Origin of the sequence: Dokdonia sp. 4H-3-7-5, assembly GCF_000212355.1 — a bacterium.
GTDB lineage: Bacteria > Bacteroidota > Bacteroidia > Flavobacteriales > Flavobacteriaceae > Dokdonia.
Genome location: NC_015496.1, coordinates 749,559 through 764,423, shown reverse-complemented (window position 1 = coordinate 764,423; position 14,865 = coordinate 749,559). Strand labels below are relative to the sequence as shown.

The 14,865-nt window shown below is 37.1% G+C and carries 19 protein-coding genes and 1 tRNA gene; 11 read left to right on the top strand and 9 right to left on the bottom strand.

Annotated features, from left to right (window positions below):
• The first annotated feature begins 22 nt into the window (after nt 1-22).
• Complete coding sequence (gene dusB, locus KRODI_RS03360; RefSeq protein ID WP_013750164.1) at nt 23-1,015, top strand: tRNA dihydrouridine synthase DusB; 993 nt, start codon at nt 23-25, stop codon at nt 1,013-1,015.
• Here the strand turns inward: dusB and KRODI_RS03355 are convergent.
• Both KRODI_RS03355 and rbfA read right to left on the bottom strand, forming a co-directional pair.
• Nucleotides 1,012-2,217, bottom strand: a complete 1,206-nt coding sequence (locus KRODI_RS03355) for an ABC transporter permease (protein WP_013750163.1) — start codon at nt 2,215-2,217, stop codon at nt 1,012-1,014. The genes dusB and KRODI_RS03355 overlap by 4 nt on opposite strands.
• Complete coding sequence (rbfA, locus tag KRODI_RS03350) at nt 2,218-2,610, bottom strand: 30S ribosome-binding factor RbfA (RefSeq protein WP_013750162.1); 393 nt, start codon at nt 2,608-2,610, stop codon at nt 2,218-2,220.
• A gap of 160 nt (nt 2,611-2,770) precedes the next feature.
• Here rbfA and mce point away from each other — a divergent pair, with 160 nt between their 5' ends.
• From mce to KRODI_RS03335, 3 genes are all read left to right on the top strand, one after another.
• Nucleotides 2,771-3,178 (top strand): methylmalonyl-CoA epimerase, encoded by a 408-nt coding sequence (gene mce, locus KRODI_RS03345; RefSeq protein ID WP_013750161.1) that lies wholly within the window; start codon nt 2,771-2,773, stop codon nt 3,176-3,178.
• Between the two features lie 79 nt (nt 3,179-3,257).
• Nucleotides 3,258-3,331, top strand: a tRNA-Ile gene (locus KRODI_RS03340).
• A gap of 239 nt (nt 3,332-3,570) precedes the next feature.
• Complete coding sequence (locus tag KRODI_RS03335; protein WP_013750160.1) at nt 3,571-3,798, top strand: hypothetical protein; 228 nt, start codon at nt 3,571-3,573, stop codon at nt 3,796-3,798.
• Here KRODI_RS03335 and KRODI_RS03330 read toward each other — a convergent pair.
• Nucleotides 3,782-4,369 (bottom strand): riboflavin synthase, encoded by a 588-nt coding sequence (locus KRODI_RS03330; RefSeq protein WP_013750159.1) that lies wholly within the window; start codon nt 4,367-4,369, stop codon nt 3,782-3,784. The two genes, KRODI_RS03335 and KRODI_RS03330, sit on opposite strands and share 17 nt — an antisense overlap.
• Before the next feature lie 59 nt (nt 4,370-4,428).
• On the opposite strand from KRODI_RS03330, the gene pdxA reads away from it, so the two are divergent.
• From pdxA to accC, 6 genes are all read left to right on the top strand, one after another.
• Nucleotides 4,429-5,511: a 4-hydroxythreonine-4-phosphate dehydrogenase PdxA gene (pdxA, locus tag KRODI_RS03325; RefSeq protein WP_013750158.1), complete on the top strand. Its 1,083-nt coding sequence runs from the start codon at nt 4,429-4,431 to the stop codon at nt 5,509-5,511.
• Nucleotides 5,512-5,619: 108 nt separating this feature from the next.
• Nucleotides 5,620-6,159 (top strand): YceD family protein, encoded by a 540-nt coding sequence (locus tag KRODI_RS03320; RefSeq protein WP_013750157.1) that lies wholly within the window; start codon nt 5,620-5,622, stop codon nt 6,157-6,159.
• Nucleotides 6,160-6,168: 9 nt separating this feature from the next.
• Entirely contained in the window at nt 6,169-6,366 is a 198-nt protein-coding gene (rpmF, locus tag KRODI_RS03315; protein WP_013750156.1) for a 50S ribosomal protein L32, read from the top strand.
• Between the two features lie 163 nt (nt 6,367-6,529).
• Entirely contained in the window at nt 6,530-7,528 is a 999-nt protein-coding gene (locus KRODI_RS03310) for a beta-ketoacyl-ACP synthase III (RefSeq protein WP_013750155.1), read from the top strand.
• Between the two features lie 27 nt (nt 7,529-7,555).
• Complete coding sequence (accB, locus tag KRODI_RS03305; protein ID WP_013750154.1) at nt 7,556-8,050, top strand: acetyl-CoA carboxylase biotin carboxyl carrier protein; 495 nt, start codon at nt 7,556-7,558, stop codon at nt 8,048-8,050.
• 106 nt (nt 8,051-8,156) lie between these two features.
• A complete protein-coding gene (gene accC, locus KRODI_RS03300) occupies nt 8,157-9,509 on the top strand; it encodes an acetyl-CoA carboxylase biotin carboxylase subunit (protein ID WP_013750153.1) in 1,353 nt (450 codons plus the stop codon).
• A gap of 58 nt (nt 9,510-9,567) precedes the next feature.
• Here accC and KRODI_RS03295 read toward each other — a convergent pair whose 3' ends face one another.
• Complete coding sequence (locus KRODI_RS03295) at nt 9,568-10,041, bottom strand: hypothetical protein (protein ID WP_013750152.1); 474 nt, start codon at nt 10,039-10,041, stop codon at nt 9,568-9,570.
• A gap of 158 nt (nt 10,042-10,199) precedes the next feature.
• On the opposite strand from KRODI_RS03295, the gene KRODI_RS03290 reads away from it, so the two are divergent.
• Complete coding sequence (locus KRODI_RS03290; protein ID WP_013750151.1) at nt 10,200-11,135, top strand: lipid A deacylase LpxR family protein; 936 nt, start codon at nt 10,200-10,202, stop codon at nt 11,133-11,135.
• 100 nt (nt 11,136-11,235) lie between these two features.
• Here the strand turns inward: KRODI_RS03290 and KRODI_RS03285 are convergent, their stop codons facing one another.
• The 5 genes from KRODI_RS03285 to KRODI_RS03265 all read right to left on the bottom strand — a co-directional run bounded on the left by KRODI_RS03285 (nt 11,236) and on the right by KRODI_RS03265 (nt 14,630).
• Nucleotides 11,236-12,162, bottom strand: a complete 927-nt coding sequence (locus tag KRODI_RS03285; protein WP_013750150.1) for a DUF4240 domain-containing protein — start codon at nt 12,160-12,162, stop codon at nt 11,236-11,238.
• A 72-nt stretch (nt 12,163-12,234) separates the two neighbouring features.
• Nucleotides 12,235-12,777: a DinB family protein gene (locus KRODI_RS03280; protein ID WP_013750149.1), complete on the bottom strand. Its 543-nt coding sequence runs from the start codon at nt 12,775-12,777 to the stop codon at nt 12,235-12,237.
• 5 nt (nt 12,778-12,782) lie between these two features.
• Nucleotides 12,783-13,472 (bottom strand): GNAT family N-acetyltransferase, encoded by a 690-nt coding sequence (locus tag KRODI_RS03275; RefSeq protein ID WP_013750148.1) that lies wholly within the window; start codon nt 13,470-13,472, stop codon nt 12,783-12,785.
• A gap of 102 nt (nt 13,473-13,574) precedes the next feature.
• On the bottom strand, nt 13,575-13,880 hold the full coding sequence (locus KRODI_RS03270) for a dATP/dGTP pyrophosphohydrolase domain-containing protein (protein WP_041295605.1): 306 nt from the start codon (nt 13,878-13,880) through the stop codon (nt 13,575-13,577).
• Nucleotides 13,881-13,901: 21 nt separating this feature from the next.
• Complete coding sequence (locus KRODI_RS03265) at nt 13,902-14,630, bottom strand: DUF4328 domain-containing protein (protein WP_013750147.1); 729 nt, start codon at nt 14,628-14,630, stop codon at nt 13,902-13,904.
• Nucleotides 14,631-14,865 lie beyond the last annotated feature (235 nt).

Genomic DNA, 14,865 nt, shown 5'->3' with positions numbered 1-14,865 from the left:
CCACACTTTTTAATACTGAATAATGGCAAAAATAGGAGATATAGATGTAGGAGATTTTCCGTTATTACTGGCGCCTATGGAGGATGTGAGTGATCCACCTTTCCGTGCATTGTGCAAGGAGCAAGGGGCAGATGTAGTGTATACAGAGTTTATCTCTAGTGAAGGCTTGATAAGAGATGCTGCCAAAAGTGTCATGAAGCTTGATATTTATGAAAAAGAACGCCCTGTCGGGATTCAAATATTTGGAGCTGTAGAGGAGTCGATGCTACGTAGTGTGGAGATTGTAGAAGCGAGTGGTCCAGATATCATAGATATCAACTTTGGATGTCCAGTAAAAAAGGTAGTTTCTAAAGGCGCTGGGGCTGGAATTTTAAAAGATATTGATTTAATGGTAAGTCTTACTAAAGCAATGGTAAATCATACCAAACTGCCAGTAACGGTAAAGACTCGTCTAGGCTGGGATCACGATAGTATAAAAATCGTTGAGGTTGCAGAGCGATTGCAAGATGTAGGTTGTGCTGCCATATCTATTCATGGGCGTACACGTGCACAAATGTATAAGGGAGATGCAGACTGGGGTCCTATTGCAGAGGTGAAGAATAATCCTCGTATGCAAATTCCTGTGTTTGGTAATGGTGATGTTAATACACCAGAACGCGCTGTAGAGATGCGTGATAAATACGGACTAGATGGCGCGATGATAGGTCGCGCAAGTATAGGGTATCCTTGGTTTTTTAATGAAGTAAAGCATTTCATGGAAACTGGGACACACAAGGCGCCCCCTACTATGAAAGAACGTATAGAAGCCGCAAGACGTCACCTACAGATGTCTATAGATTGGAAAGGTGAAGTGCTAGGTGTTTTTGAAACACGAAGACATTATACAAATTACTTTAGAGGGATTCCTCACTTTAAAGAATATCGTATGAAGCTTGTGACATCAGATCAGAGTGAAGATGTTTTTAGCGCACTTGACCTTATTGAAAAAGAATTTGGTGATTACCAGTTCGTCTAAGAGTCTTCTATAAGTTTTCTATTTATTCTAGTAGCTGCAAGTCTAGCTGCTAGAAAGCCTAGTATTAATATAGTGGCGTATACGAGCACAATATTAATTACTTCAAACTTTACAGGATAAGGAAGTTCGGCAGTGATAGGTATAAAGCCAAATTGCTGCTGCAGGACTATAAGTATCGCTCCTAGTAGGATGCCAATAGCTCCGCCTATAACAATCATGAGCGCGCCCTGAGTAAATATTATTTTTCTTATAGTAGGTAGCGTTGCTCCTAAGTCAATTAGTGTCTTGATGTGCTTTCGTTTATCTACAATAATCATAATTAAACTTCCTACGAAACTAAAAAGAGCGATAATAAGTACGAGCGTACAAATAAAGTACAAAGCTAGATTTTCTGTGTTGAGCATTTTATAAAGAGCATCGTTAAGCTCTATTCTATTTTTGATAATGATATTATTATTAAAAATAGCATTTAACTCTTCACGCAGATTATCTTCATCTGCATCTGAATCTAGTTTAAACTCAATGGTGCTTATTTGGTTTGCTGGATAATCAAGGAGAGAGCCTACAAAGTCAATATTGCCAAAGACGTGATCGTTATCTAGTGCATCTCCTGCTTGAAAGACACCGCTTACCATCGCTTTAGAGGAGTTAAAGGCCTGCGTTGGGTCTGTAATTTGCCCTGTGCCTGGTTTTGGCGTCATGATAGTCACAAGGCTTCCATAATCTCCTACGTTTATTGAGAGGCGCTTGCGCACGAGAAGTCCCATAGCAACCTCAGGTTCTCCTGGACTAGGCCAGTAGCCTACAAAAATAGTGCTGTCCATTTGAGTAACATCTAGGTAGCGCTCATCTACCCCTTTTAAGAACGCAAGAGAAGTCCTTCCATCATACTCTAGATATGCACGTTCTTCAATAACTTTAGAATAAGAAGCTACACCTTTTAAGGAGTTGAGCTGCTGTTCTTGATCTGGAGATAGCGTGATGGTCTTTCCTGAAGCTGGAGCAATTTTTAGATCTGGATCTATAATAGAAGTTATAGATAAATTAAACTCCTTAAGTCCAGAGAACGCTGAGAGTACTATAAACAGTACTAAGGTTCCTAGTATAATGCTCACCACAGATACTAGTGTGATGATGTTTACGGCATTAGTGCCGCTTTTAGAAATAAGATATCTCTTTGCAATATAATAGGGAAATTGCATTTATATCTTTTTACGTCGCGCTAGTAGACTAGGGTCTTCAAGTGGGTTTTCCTCGCGTTTAAGAGAGCGTTCAATACCATCTAGATACTCTAGTGTGTCGTCTATAAAAAATTGTAACTCAGGCATGCGACGCAGTTGGTGGCGTGTGCGTTGAGATATATTGTGTCTTATAATAGGTTTTACTTGATTTACTTCTTTAAGTATATCTGCAGCTTTGTCGTTAGGGAAAACGCTTAGGTATACTTTGGCAATAGAAAGATCTGTAGGAACTTTTACTTTAGTAACGGACACAATGATGCCTCCCTTACCACTGTCACGTAGTGCGTTCTGAAGAACTTCTGCAAGATCCTTCTGAAGAACTCCTGCTACTTTTTTCTGTCTGTTTGATTCCATAGACTGCAAAAATACGTTTTTTGAATTGTATTACTTTTGTGTAAGTAAGTTATCATTAAACTTTAGTAGTAATAATGGTTGTAATTACGCTTTCGCGAAAGCTAAACTTGCCTACACGATACTATTAGTATGAAACAACACATCATAAATTAAATAAACTATGAAAAAAATAGAACATATAGGAATCGCAGTTAAGGATCTCGAGGCGGGAAATGATTTATACGAGAAGTTATTGGGTGTAGCTCATTATAAAATAGAAGAAGTAGCCTCAGAAGGAGTGCGTACATCCTTTTTTCAATCTGGGCCTAATAAAATAGAGCTTCTAGAGGCAACAACAGAAGATGGGCCTATTGCTAAATTTTTAGAAAAGAAAGGAGAAGGAATACATCACATAGCCTTTGCAGTAGATAATATAGTAGAAGAAATGGAGCGATTAAAAAAAGAAGGTTTTATTTTATTAAATGAAAAACCAAAGAAAGGGGCTGATAATAAGCTGGTTGCATTTGTGCACCCTAAGACTGCTGGAGGTGTTCTAGTAGAATTATGTCAAGAAATTGATAATTTGTAATAAAAACCTTTGGTTGGGTTAAGATTTATACTAAATTTGCACCCGTTTTCAACCTCATCTGAGAAACATAGAAAACAACGGTCCCATAGCTCAGCTGGTTAGAGCATCTGACTCATAATCAGAGGGTCCTTGGTTCGAGCCCAAGTGGGACCACTTTTTTAGTTAGAATACTAAATCCATAAACTTTATCGTTTTATTATATATATTAATCAGTTAACCTAGCTGATTAATATTTTACTGTATTCTTATTTTAAATTAAAACTACAAGTAATTTGCTTGTTTTTACGATTAAATGCGTATTATTGACGTTGAAAGACACAATTATACCCAACCTATACTCTGAAGACAGTAAGATTATTTTGCAGTCTAAGAGGTATTACTTTTGAATTATTATGAGCCCCAATCTCAGAACTTTCATTGCAGCAATTCTCCTATCATTTGTAGGGGTATGTGGATATGCACAAGATGGACCTCCGCCTCCGGGCACTAGGACATCCTCTCTACCTGGACTTGTCGCGCCTATAGATGACAATATCATTATATTGGTAATTTGTGGTGTACTAGCAGGTGCTTTTTACGCTTACAAGAACAATAAAGCTAGATCTAATAGCCCTGCGTAAGACGTTTTACATATTTCCCTATTACATCAAACTCTAAGTTTACCTCCATGCCTATTTTAAAGTCTTTAAATACGGTGTTCTCATATGTGTAAGGAATAATAGCTACACTAAACCCTCCTTCTGTAGAGTCTACTACGGTTAAGCTTGTCCCATTTACAGTGATAGATCCCTTTTCAATAGTAACATTTCCTAATGAAGTATCATATTTAAAAGTAAATCTCCAGCTTCCATCCTCTTCCTCAATGTTAGTACATGTTCCCACTTGGTCTACATGACCCTGCACAATATGTCCGTCAAGACGGGCGCCTAACTGCATAGCGCGCTCTAGATTTACAGTGTCGTTAGTAGCGAGGCTGTTTAAATTTGTCTTATCAAGAGTTTCTTGTATAGCTGTAACTTTGTAGATGTCATCTTCTATAGCCACTACAGTTAGGCAAACACCATTGTGAGCAACACTTTGGTCAATTTTGAGTTGGCTAGTGATGCTGCTTTTTATCTTGTAGTGTATGTTTTCCTGATCTTTTTCTATTGAAACTACAGTAGCAAGATCTTCAATAATACCTGTAAACATGAATGGATTTTATTTGGTTACTTTTGTGTTGTAAAAATACAAAACGCTAGAAGCATCACATGAATAAAGATCAAAAAGTACGTGTAGGGATTTCTATTGGAGATTTAAATGGCATAGGGGCAGAGGTTGTGATAAAGACATTTTCAGAAGTGATGATGTTTGATTTTTGTACACCTATAATTTTTGCTTCGGCAAAGACACTTTCTTATATTAAGAAGTCTTTGAGTTTACAAGCGGAGTTTCATGGGATAGACGCTTTCGCGAAAGCGTTAGATAATAAAATAAACGTCTATAATTTATGGAAGGAGCCTGTAGAGATTAAATGGGGAGAGGCGACTGAAACAGCAGGCGATTATGCTTTAAAGTCTTTTGTGGAAGCTACTAAGGCGCTTAAAAATGGAGATATTGATGTACTTGTAACCGCTCCTATAAATAAGGCTAATATCCAGAAAGAAGATTTTGCATTCCCGGGTCATACAGATTATCTAGCACAAGAGCTAGAGGGTGATGCGATGATGCTTATGATTACAGATACGCTTAAGGTAGGTTTACTTACAGATCATGTTCCTGTAAAAGATGTGGCTAGTGAGATTACACCAGAGGTGATTGTCAAGAAAGTAAATACATTATATAATGCCTTGAAGCAAGATTTTGGCGTAGATAGGCCTAAAATTGCTTTGCTGGGTATTAATCCTCATGTTGGAGATAATGGAGTTATAGGAGATGATGATGATAAGGTGTTGATACCTACGCTTGAAAAAATGCGTGCAAATGGTCAGTTAGTTTATGGGCCTTATGCTGCAGATAGCTTTTTTGGGTCAGGGAATTATAAAAATTTTGATGCAATTCTAGCTGCTTATCACGACCAAGGGCTAATTCCTTTTAAGACATTGTCTTTTGGTAAGGGGGTAAATTATACTGCGGGATTAGACAGGGTTCGCACGTCTCCAGATCACGGCACTGCTTATGAGATTGCGGGGAAAGGTGCTGCAGATGAAGGCTCTTTTAGAGAAGCTGTTTTTTCGGCAGTAAAGATTTATAATAAAAGAAAAGAATACCAAGAGATTACAAAGGATGTACTTAAGGTTTCTCCTAGACGTGCTGGTAGAGAGCGATCGGGTAGACCGCCAGCAAAAAGATAAGATACTAAAGAGCATTCTTAGTAGCTGTAGAGAATTAAAATAAAATTGAGCTTGTGCTTTGTGATATAAAAAATTATGTATCTTTGCACGCTCCAAACGGCTGATGTGATGAAAGGATTGAAACCATACACCATACAATACGTAGGTTTAAAAGAAGGAGAGCATACATTTGATTACACGATTACAAAATCGTTCTTTGATCTTTTTGAATATGATGACTTTAATGATGCAAACATTGAGGCTACACTTCTCTTAACAAAGAAGTCTACTTTTATGGAGTTTGATTTTAAAATCTCAGGTACTATCAATGTGAACTGTGATGTTACTAATGAGCCTTATGATCAACCTGTGGAAGATGTCTACACTCTCGTAGTGAAGTTTGGTCAAGAGTTTAATAATGATATTGAAGATATTTTAATCTTGCCTTACGGTGAGTACGAAGTAAATGTCGCTCAGTATATTTATGAACTCATTATATTGGCACTGCCTAATAAGAGGGTTCACCCTGGTATTGAGGATGGAACATTGCAGTCAGATATATTAGATAGGCTGGAAGAATTAAGTATTCCGGATCAAAAAGTAAAAGAAGAAAAAGAAGATACAGATCCTAGATGGGATTCTTTAAAAAAACTATTAACAGATAAATAAGAGTACGTAATGGCACATCCTAAGAGAAAAATCTCCAAAACAAGAAGAGATAAAAGAAGAACGCATTACAAAGCTGCTATACCACAAATAGCTGTAGATCCAACAACTGGAGAGGCACACCTTTACCACAGAGCACACTGGTTTGAAGGGAAGTTGTACTATAGAGGTCAAGTAGTTATTGATAAGACGGAAGAAGTAGAGGCGTAAGCTTTGCTTTTATAAAATAGAACTCTCACAACGTGAGAGTTTTTTTTATGCTCACAATTGATCAAAAAAAGTTAATTAAAGGCTAGTTTTGATCAATTTTTAGTATTTTTCCCCTCGTTTTTGACTATAATCGTCAATATTCGAAAAAATTTAACTGAAACAAATGAGTAAAATCTCAGCGGCAATTACAGCTGTAGGCGCTTACGTTCCAGACTATGTCTTGACCAATGAAATACTTGCAGGCATGGTAGATACTAATGATGAGTGGATCACCTCTCGCACTGGTATTAAAGAACGTAGAATCCTCAAGGAAAAGGGAAAGGGAACATCGTTTCTAGCCATAAAGGCAGCCCAAGACCTTCTTGCAAAAAGACAACTTGACCCCTCAGAAATTGATATGGTCATAGTTGCGACTGCGACACCAGATATGCCTGTTGCATCCACAGCAGTATATACTGCAACTCAAATAGGAGCCGTAAATGCATTTGCATTTGATCTTTCGGCTGCATGTTCTAGCTTCCTTTATGGAATGTCTACAGCAGCGAGCTATATTGAGTCTGGTCGTTATAAAAAAATACTTCTTATCGGGGCAGATAAAATGTCCTCTATTATAGACTATACAGATAGAACAACCTGTATCATCTTTGGTGATGGTGCTGGTGCTGTCTTGTTTGAACCTAATCAAGAAGGATTAGGATTACAAGATGAGCTATTAAGATCTGATGGAATAGGTAGAGAGTATCTTAAGATTGATGCCGGAGGAAGTATATTACCTCCTTCACAAGAAACTATAGATAATAAGCAGCACACCGTTTTTCAAGATGGGAAGACTGTTTTTAAATTTGCAGTGTCTAATATGGCAGATGTAAGTGATAAAATAATGAAGCGTAATAACCTTACGGGTGACGACGTAGACTTCCTTATCGCACATCAAGCAAACAAGCGTATCATAGATGCTACCTCAAGACGAATGGGTCTTGATGATGATAAAGTACTTATTAATATACATAGGTATGGAAATACCACGTCAGCTACCTTACCTTTGCTGATGAGTGATTACGAAAACCAACTAAAAAAAGGAGATAATATCATATTTGCTGCCTTTGGCGGTGGATTCACTTGGGGTTCTATTTACTTCAAGTGGGCATATGACTCCAACTAAAACTAAACAAGCTAAATTCAAACACTTATGGATTTAAAAGAAATTCAAAACCTGATCAGATTTGTTGCAAAGTCTGGCGCGAGCGAAGTAAAACTTGAAATGGATGACGTAAAAATCACTATCAAGACTGGCGACGATGATAAGGCACCTACTACTTTCTTACAGCAAATGCCTGCAATGCAAATGGCACCACAAGCGCCTGCCGCAGCAGCACCAGCTCCTGCACCAGAAGCAGCAGTTCCTGTAGCACCAGCAGCACCAGCAGAGGATGAAAATTCAAAATATATCACTATAAAGTCTCCTATTATCGGAACTTTTTATAGAAAGCCTGCTCCAGACAAGCCTATGTTTGTTGAAGTAGGAAAACAAATCTCAGAAGGAGATGTACTTTGTGTTATTGAAGCGATGAAGCTTTTTAACGAGATCGAAAGTGAAGTATCTGGAACAATCGTAAAGATTCTTGTAGATGATTCTTCTCCTGTAGAGTTTGATCAACCATTATTCTTGGTAGATCCGTCATAATCTCCTACGGGTATTTTAATCATTGAGGAGGTATTGTGGTAGTATGCTTTCGCGAAAGCGTAATCTTACTGCTCATTTTTACGTACCACAATAAAAAATAAACACTATGTTTAAAAAGATACTTATAGCAAATCGTGGTGAGATCGCACTCCGTGTTATACGCACGTGTAAGGAGATGGGAATCAAAACCGTAGCGGTATATTCTACTGCAGATCGTGAGAGTTTACACGTGAAGTTTGCAGATGAGGCCGTATGTATAGGACCTGCCCCTAGTGCAGAGTCTTATCTTAAAATGTCTAATGTTATTGCTGCTGCAGAGATTACAAATGCAGACGCAATTCACCCGGGATATGGTTTCTTATCTGAAAATGCAAAGTTTTCAAAAATATGTGAGGAGCACGATATCAAATTTATAGGAGCATCTGCAGAGATGATTTCTAAAATGGGAGATAAGGCAACTGCAAAGAAAACAATGAAAGCAGCTGGTGTACCATGTGTGCCTGGATCTGACGGAATTATAAAAGACTTTGAAGAGTGCCAGAAACTAGCAAAAGAAACTGGTTACCCTGTTATGCTTAAAGCTACTGCCGGTGGTGGTGGTAAAGGTATGCGTGCTGTATGGAAGAAAGAAGATCTTCTTAAGGCTTGGGAAGGTGCTCGTCAAGAAAGTGCCGCAGCATTTGGTAATGACGGTATGTATATGGAAAAGCTTATTGAAGAGCCACGCCATATTGAAATCCAGATTGTAGGAGATAGCAACGGTAAAGCGTGTCACCTTTCTGAAAGAGATTGTTCTGTACAAAGACGTCATCAGAAACTTACTGAGGAAACTCCGTCACCATTTATGACAGATGACCTACGTGAGCGTATGGGAGAAGCTGCCGTAAAAGCTGCCGAATATATTAAGTATGAAGGAGCAGGTACGGTAGAGTTCCTTGTAGATAAGCACCGCAACTTCTACTTCATGGAGATGAACACTCGTATCCAAGTAGAGCATCCTATTACAGAGCAAGTAGTAGATTACGATTTAATACGTGAGCAAATACTTGTTGCTGCGGGAGTACCAGTATCAGGAAAAAATTATTATCCACAGTTACACTCTATCGAGTGTCGTATAAACGCAGAAGATCCTTATAACGGTTTTAGACCATCACCAGGGCGCATTACTAATTTGCATGCACCAGGAGGTCACGGAGTGCGTATAGATACTCACGTTTATAGTGGCTATATGATTCCTCCTAATTATGACTCTATGATTGCAAAGTTGATTACTACTGCGCAAACTAGAGAAGAGGCAATTAATAAAATGAAGCGTGCTCTTGATGAGTTTGTGATAGAAGGAATTAAAACAACAATTCCTTTTCACAGACAGTTAATGGATCACCCGGATTATATAGCTGGTAATTATACAACGAAGTTTATGGAAGACTTTGTAATGAAGCCAGCAGAACAAGAATAGATTAAAAAAATCTCGATAGCAATATCGAGATTTTTTTTGCTTAAAGTGTAGCGGTAGATTACTTTACTTGGGCTCGCAATATTTTCTTTATAATCACCATCTGGCCAAAATGATAATGTGAGTGCTCTAGTAGGCCTACTAAGTTATGCTCATAACTGCCATATTTTTCCACTACAAAATCTTCTTTTAATTTCTCTTGAGGAAAATCTTTTGCTAGTTGTGCACAGCGATGTGTCGCCGCATAGAGTTGTTCTTTTTGTAATTGCCATGCTGCTTCCGTATTAATCAAGGGAACATTAAAACTTAAAGAATCCTTAGCAAGAAGTGGTTTGCCTTCTAGTACGTCTCCCACAGCATTTATGTAGTAGTGAATATGAAATACCAGCTGCGCTATACTATTGAGTCCATAGAGACTCGTGATGGCTTCATTTACAGAAACATCATCTAGATGTTGCGATAGATGTGATCCCGTCAGATTAGGCCCTGTAATGAGTTGCTGTAGGTGAACGCCTAGTAATTGTGAAGTAGTCATCTATGTAGTTTTATGACAAGATATTATTTATTACGCTTTCGCGAAAGCGTGCATGGTGATCATATCTTTTATGATATAAAATTTGGCTCTTATTTTGAAAACCTTGAATACAAGTTTCTCGTATACTTAGTATGAAGAATTTGTGTTATCTACTACTTATGTTATCGCTTTCAAGTCAGTATTCTTGGAGCCAAAAAATTGATAATACCACTTCTTATAGAGCAATAAACACAAATCACTATTTTAGATTTAGCTACGACAATGACTACTTTGCTGCAACAGATGAAAATTATACCCAAGGTTATAGTTTTGAATTGGTAGCACCATTCTTAGCGAAAAATCCTGTAAATAAGTTGTTTTATATACCTAAAAATATCGAGCGTCGCTATGGATTATCCATCGAGCATATAGGGTTTACACCTAATCATTATGAGCTCCCAGAAATACAAGTGGGTGACAGGCCATTTGCCGCAGCAATAATGCTAAAAAACTCCATGATTGCGGTAGATGCTTCTGCGAAAAGTATATTTAGTAGTGGTTTAAGTATTGGAATTATAGGTCCTGGAGCGTTTGGAGAAGAAATGCAGCGGGGCATTCATGAGGCTACGGGAAATAAAATTCCGCTAGGGTGGAAAAATCAAATTAAAAATGATCTCGTACTTAACTACGAAGTAGGATATGAAAAGCAACTTGTGCGATATGAAGATCTATTTTCGCTTCAAGCGAGTGCAAATGTAAAGGTAGGAACCCTTTTTACTAATGGATCACTAGGAGTAAATAGTACTGTGGGAATTATTAATAATTCATTTTCATCACTATCAGAGCGTAGCGGTTTCAAACTATATGCCTATGCCGCTCCTATGGTGAGCGTCATTGGTTATGACGCTACATTACAAGGAGGATTGATTAATCGCGATAGTCCATACACCATTGAGTCTGGAGATGTACAAAGAGTAACGGGACAGTTTGATTACGGAATTATTCTTAAAACAAAAACGCTCTATTTTGAATACACTCGCTCCGTAATCACAAAGGAATTTGCAACTGGTAGCTCTTATAAATGGGGAGGTATTAGGATAGGGTTTACGTTGTAAAAGCCTGTCTTGATTTACTAGAGGTTTTACTGCTGTTTGTAAATTACTTCGAGTTAACTAGATATTGTATGTTAATCGATTTTTCATTTCTGAACATGTATCAGCTACTAGAATTTTCCTCAAAAGCCATCCATAGTTTAGGATATTTATTCTTCAAATCATCTCCTTCTTCATTCCATTCATCACCAAAAATAATCATGTTTTGTCGAATTCCTATAGGCATATCTATTCCGGTCTTCTCTTCAAAGGCAACACTTGGTATATAACTTAAACCTTCCCAGTCACCATCATTAGCATCTTCAAGATTAGCTAGGCTTTCAATATCTTCAACTGCATTATCAAAGATTTGTTTTCCTCTGCCTATTAACCAACCTCTGAAGTCTGAGAAGCAATCATCAGAGCACCCTCCATTAATGATATATGCAGCTGCCCAAAAGTCCCAATTGTAAATGCTTCCTTTTAAAAATTTAAAGGTGTTATTAAAAGCAACAATTTCTGGAGGATTAAGAAGTAGTAATTCTTTTTTTAATTGCTCTTGCTGCTGTTCATAATCACCATGACTTTTAGTATTACTGTTTTCGATGATTTGCCAGAACTTATCTAATTGCATCTGTCTCTCGTATAAGCCGGGAGCTTGGGTAATGTTAGTTTTTTGAGATTCAAAAAAGGCCTTAAAACTTTTTGAAAAGCTGAAATGATAAACGGCCAATCCATAGACGAAAATCATTACTAAGAACGGCGTTTTATTTAGAAAATAAGTATCGGTTGTAATGAATCCAAAAATGGCCCCTAATATTCCAAAAGCAAATAGAATTATAGCAATAATCCTTGCCCAATTTTTTCCTTTATAAACCATGAGTAGCAGCCCAATAGTTAATAAGAAACGTATGAATTGTTGAAGGAGTTTCGTAGGTTCTATCTCTAATACACTCACATTGTAAAAATAAATAGTATGTATGGAGACAAGTAAAATACTTAATGAAATAAGCAGTGTTCTTTTCTTTCCAAGTTTAATTAAATCTTTCATTATTGAAATTTATTCGTGATGATTTCATTTTAAAAATATGGTAGTACCCTTTTAAATACGTTCTGTCTTACATTACTGATACAACATATACCGTGGTGGAACTAAGCCATTAAGGCGTAATGCAACTAGCATTTGTGCCCTGTGGTGCGTAATGTGATCGGTGAGGATAAGTAACACTTGGCGCTTTGTGCGTTGCAGATTGCCGTAAGCTACTGTGTCATTTAATTGGGTTGTATCAAGCCCTTGGATTAATTTGACGGTGTGTTCAAAAGTCTTGTTTACAGCAGCAATCATTTCCTCCTTAGTTTTGGAAGCAACTTTAAGTTCGCTATCTGTCTCCCAATTCCTTGCTGGACGACCATTTAAAAGTGATTCACTATGCCAATCCATCGCCCATGCGATGTGCATTAAGTTTTCTTCAAAACTACTAGAGGCTGGTGTCACTCTGTAGCTGTATTTCTCACGAGGCATTGCTTCTGCAACGCGATTGAGATATTCTTGGGAGTTTTCTAAACGCTGTATATAGTCGTTTATGAAATTAGTTTCTTGAGCATATAACAAGGTGTCGCTAGTACTAAAACATAAAATGATTGATAAGATAAAAAGTTGTCTCATAGTATTTACTCTTTTCTACAATATAACCACCAATTCATATCCCTAGTGACCTCAAATCCTAATCTTTTATATAATGGGATTGCAAGGTTTCCTTTATTGGTATGTAAAATGGGCGTTTTGTTTTCTCTTAAAATCTCTTGAGCGTTGTGAGCAATGAGCTGACTAGCTAGTTTTTGCTTGGTGTAATCAGGATGGGTGACTACGGAGCTTATTTCTACAAAGAGATTGGTTTGCATGCGTTGTCCGGCGATAGCAACTAGTTTACCATTTTTAATAACTCCATAGAAATTGCCCATTTCAAAACTGCGCTTTTGATAGAAGCCAGGCATTACTAACCATACGAGCTCATAAATCTCATCAATATAAGACTCATTCAATAATATGATCTCTTCTTTGATTGCAACGTCACTTAACTCTTTCAACACCATCTGACAGCCATCAATTTTTCTGTTTAGAACAATTTTTGTGTCATCTATTTGGGGTGTTTGGTTTTCTGAAACGAAGAAGAAATCTTTTCTGGTCTTTATATATTCCCTAGAAGCGCTTGCAGTCTTCGCCTCATCAAAGAAAGCCCCAAACGAACATACCGCGGGATTATAAAACAGAACGCCATCAAAAGTAACTGCAAACTTTTTATGCGTTTCACTTAAAGAATACCAGACAGGATTTTCTAGTTGTTGAGGTAGGGTTGTCATTGAGCTGAAGGAAGATTGAGTTTTATTAAAATTTTTACAGTTCTGTAGTCGTTTATAAAGTTGATTTCTTAGCCAAAAGTATACCTATAAGAAAGCTTAAAATTATGACTTTATATGTGAATAGCTATTGTTTGAATTCTTCTTCCAAGTTCGCTTCATATTGACGGCAAGCTTCTCTTCATAGGCAATCATGACATCTTCTACACTTATTCCCATTCTAGCTGCTACGTCAAATATGCACATGATAGCATCTGCATATTCGACTGGGTTTTTAATGTCATTGGTAATATCGTCTTCTATTTCTTTTATCTCTTCCTTAGCTTTTTGAAGCGATCCCATTGGGGTTGCTTCAGTAAATGTTCTAAGAGACCATTCTAGTCTTTTCTTTTCTAACGCGATGATATCCATGATTTAGTTGAGTTATGCTATCTACAAAATAGATTTTTGTTTTTCTAAACTTGATATTTTCTCTTCTTTGGACGAATAGTTTTTGATAATAGTTACGGTCACGATAGCTAGGGGTATTCCTAATATTGACATGACCATGTCTGCAATAGTACTACTCATTAAAGTCTCAATAGTCTGTTCTTTAAAGATACTCTTAAGTACATAATTACCTATATAGTTAGATACAATCCATAATGTCCACCAAATTCCGATAACTGTAGTATTGCTGTCTAAGTAGTTAGAATCTTCAGCTTTTATTAAACGTGTTGTTTTTTCCCACATTTCCTTCATTATCTGATACGGACGATACAATGAAATTATAGGTACAAACCAACTACCTGCAGCCCATCCATCTGTGTGGTTTGTTTTTGCTCTGATATTCAGGTTGTAGTAGGCTCTTCTAAACCATTGAATAAAAGTTACTGTAGATGTTATAAATATGATTGTGTAAAGAATGGCTATAATTTGTTCTCTAGTGTCGTTTGCATTTAGTGCTTGCTCGGTAACAAACTCATCGTTTTGTATTGACTGTAAGATGTTATACTGTAAATATGATGATACAATTGAGAAGATGTCAAGAACCATAACTAGCCAGACTAATATCTGAGCAATTTTTGCTCTTTTCAGATTTGGCTTTATGGCGTTGACATTATAAGTTATCCCTGTTTTAATTGGGTTATTGTTAGTGTTTTCTAGGTTTGAATTTTCCAATGGATTAGCCGTTTTTTTAAGGTTATATATTTGTATTTGGTATGTAGCCACCGAAAATACAAAAGCTTAGCGCTTTGTTTTTACGGATTCCCATATAATCATGCTTTTTTTGAAATAAAGTTCATATCACCTTATCAGAAGCAAGCTTTAATACACAGTTTAAAACCCAAAAACCACCACAGTTTCCTGAGGTGGTTTTTGAAATATCACATTTTCGCGAAAGCGTAATAAAATA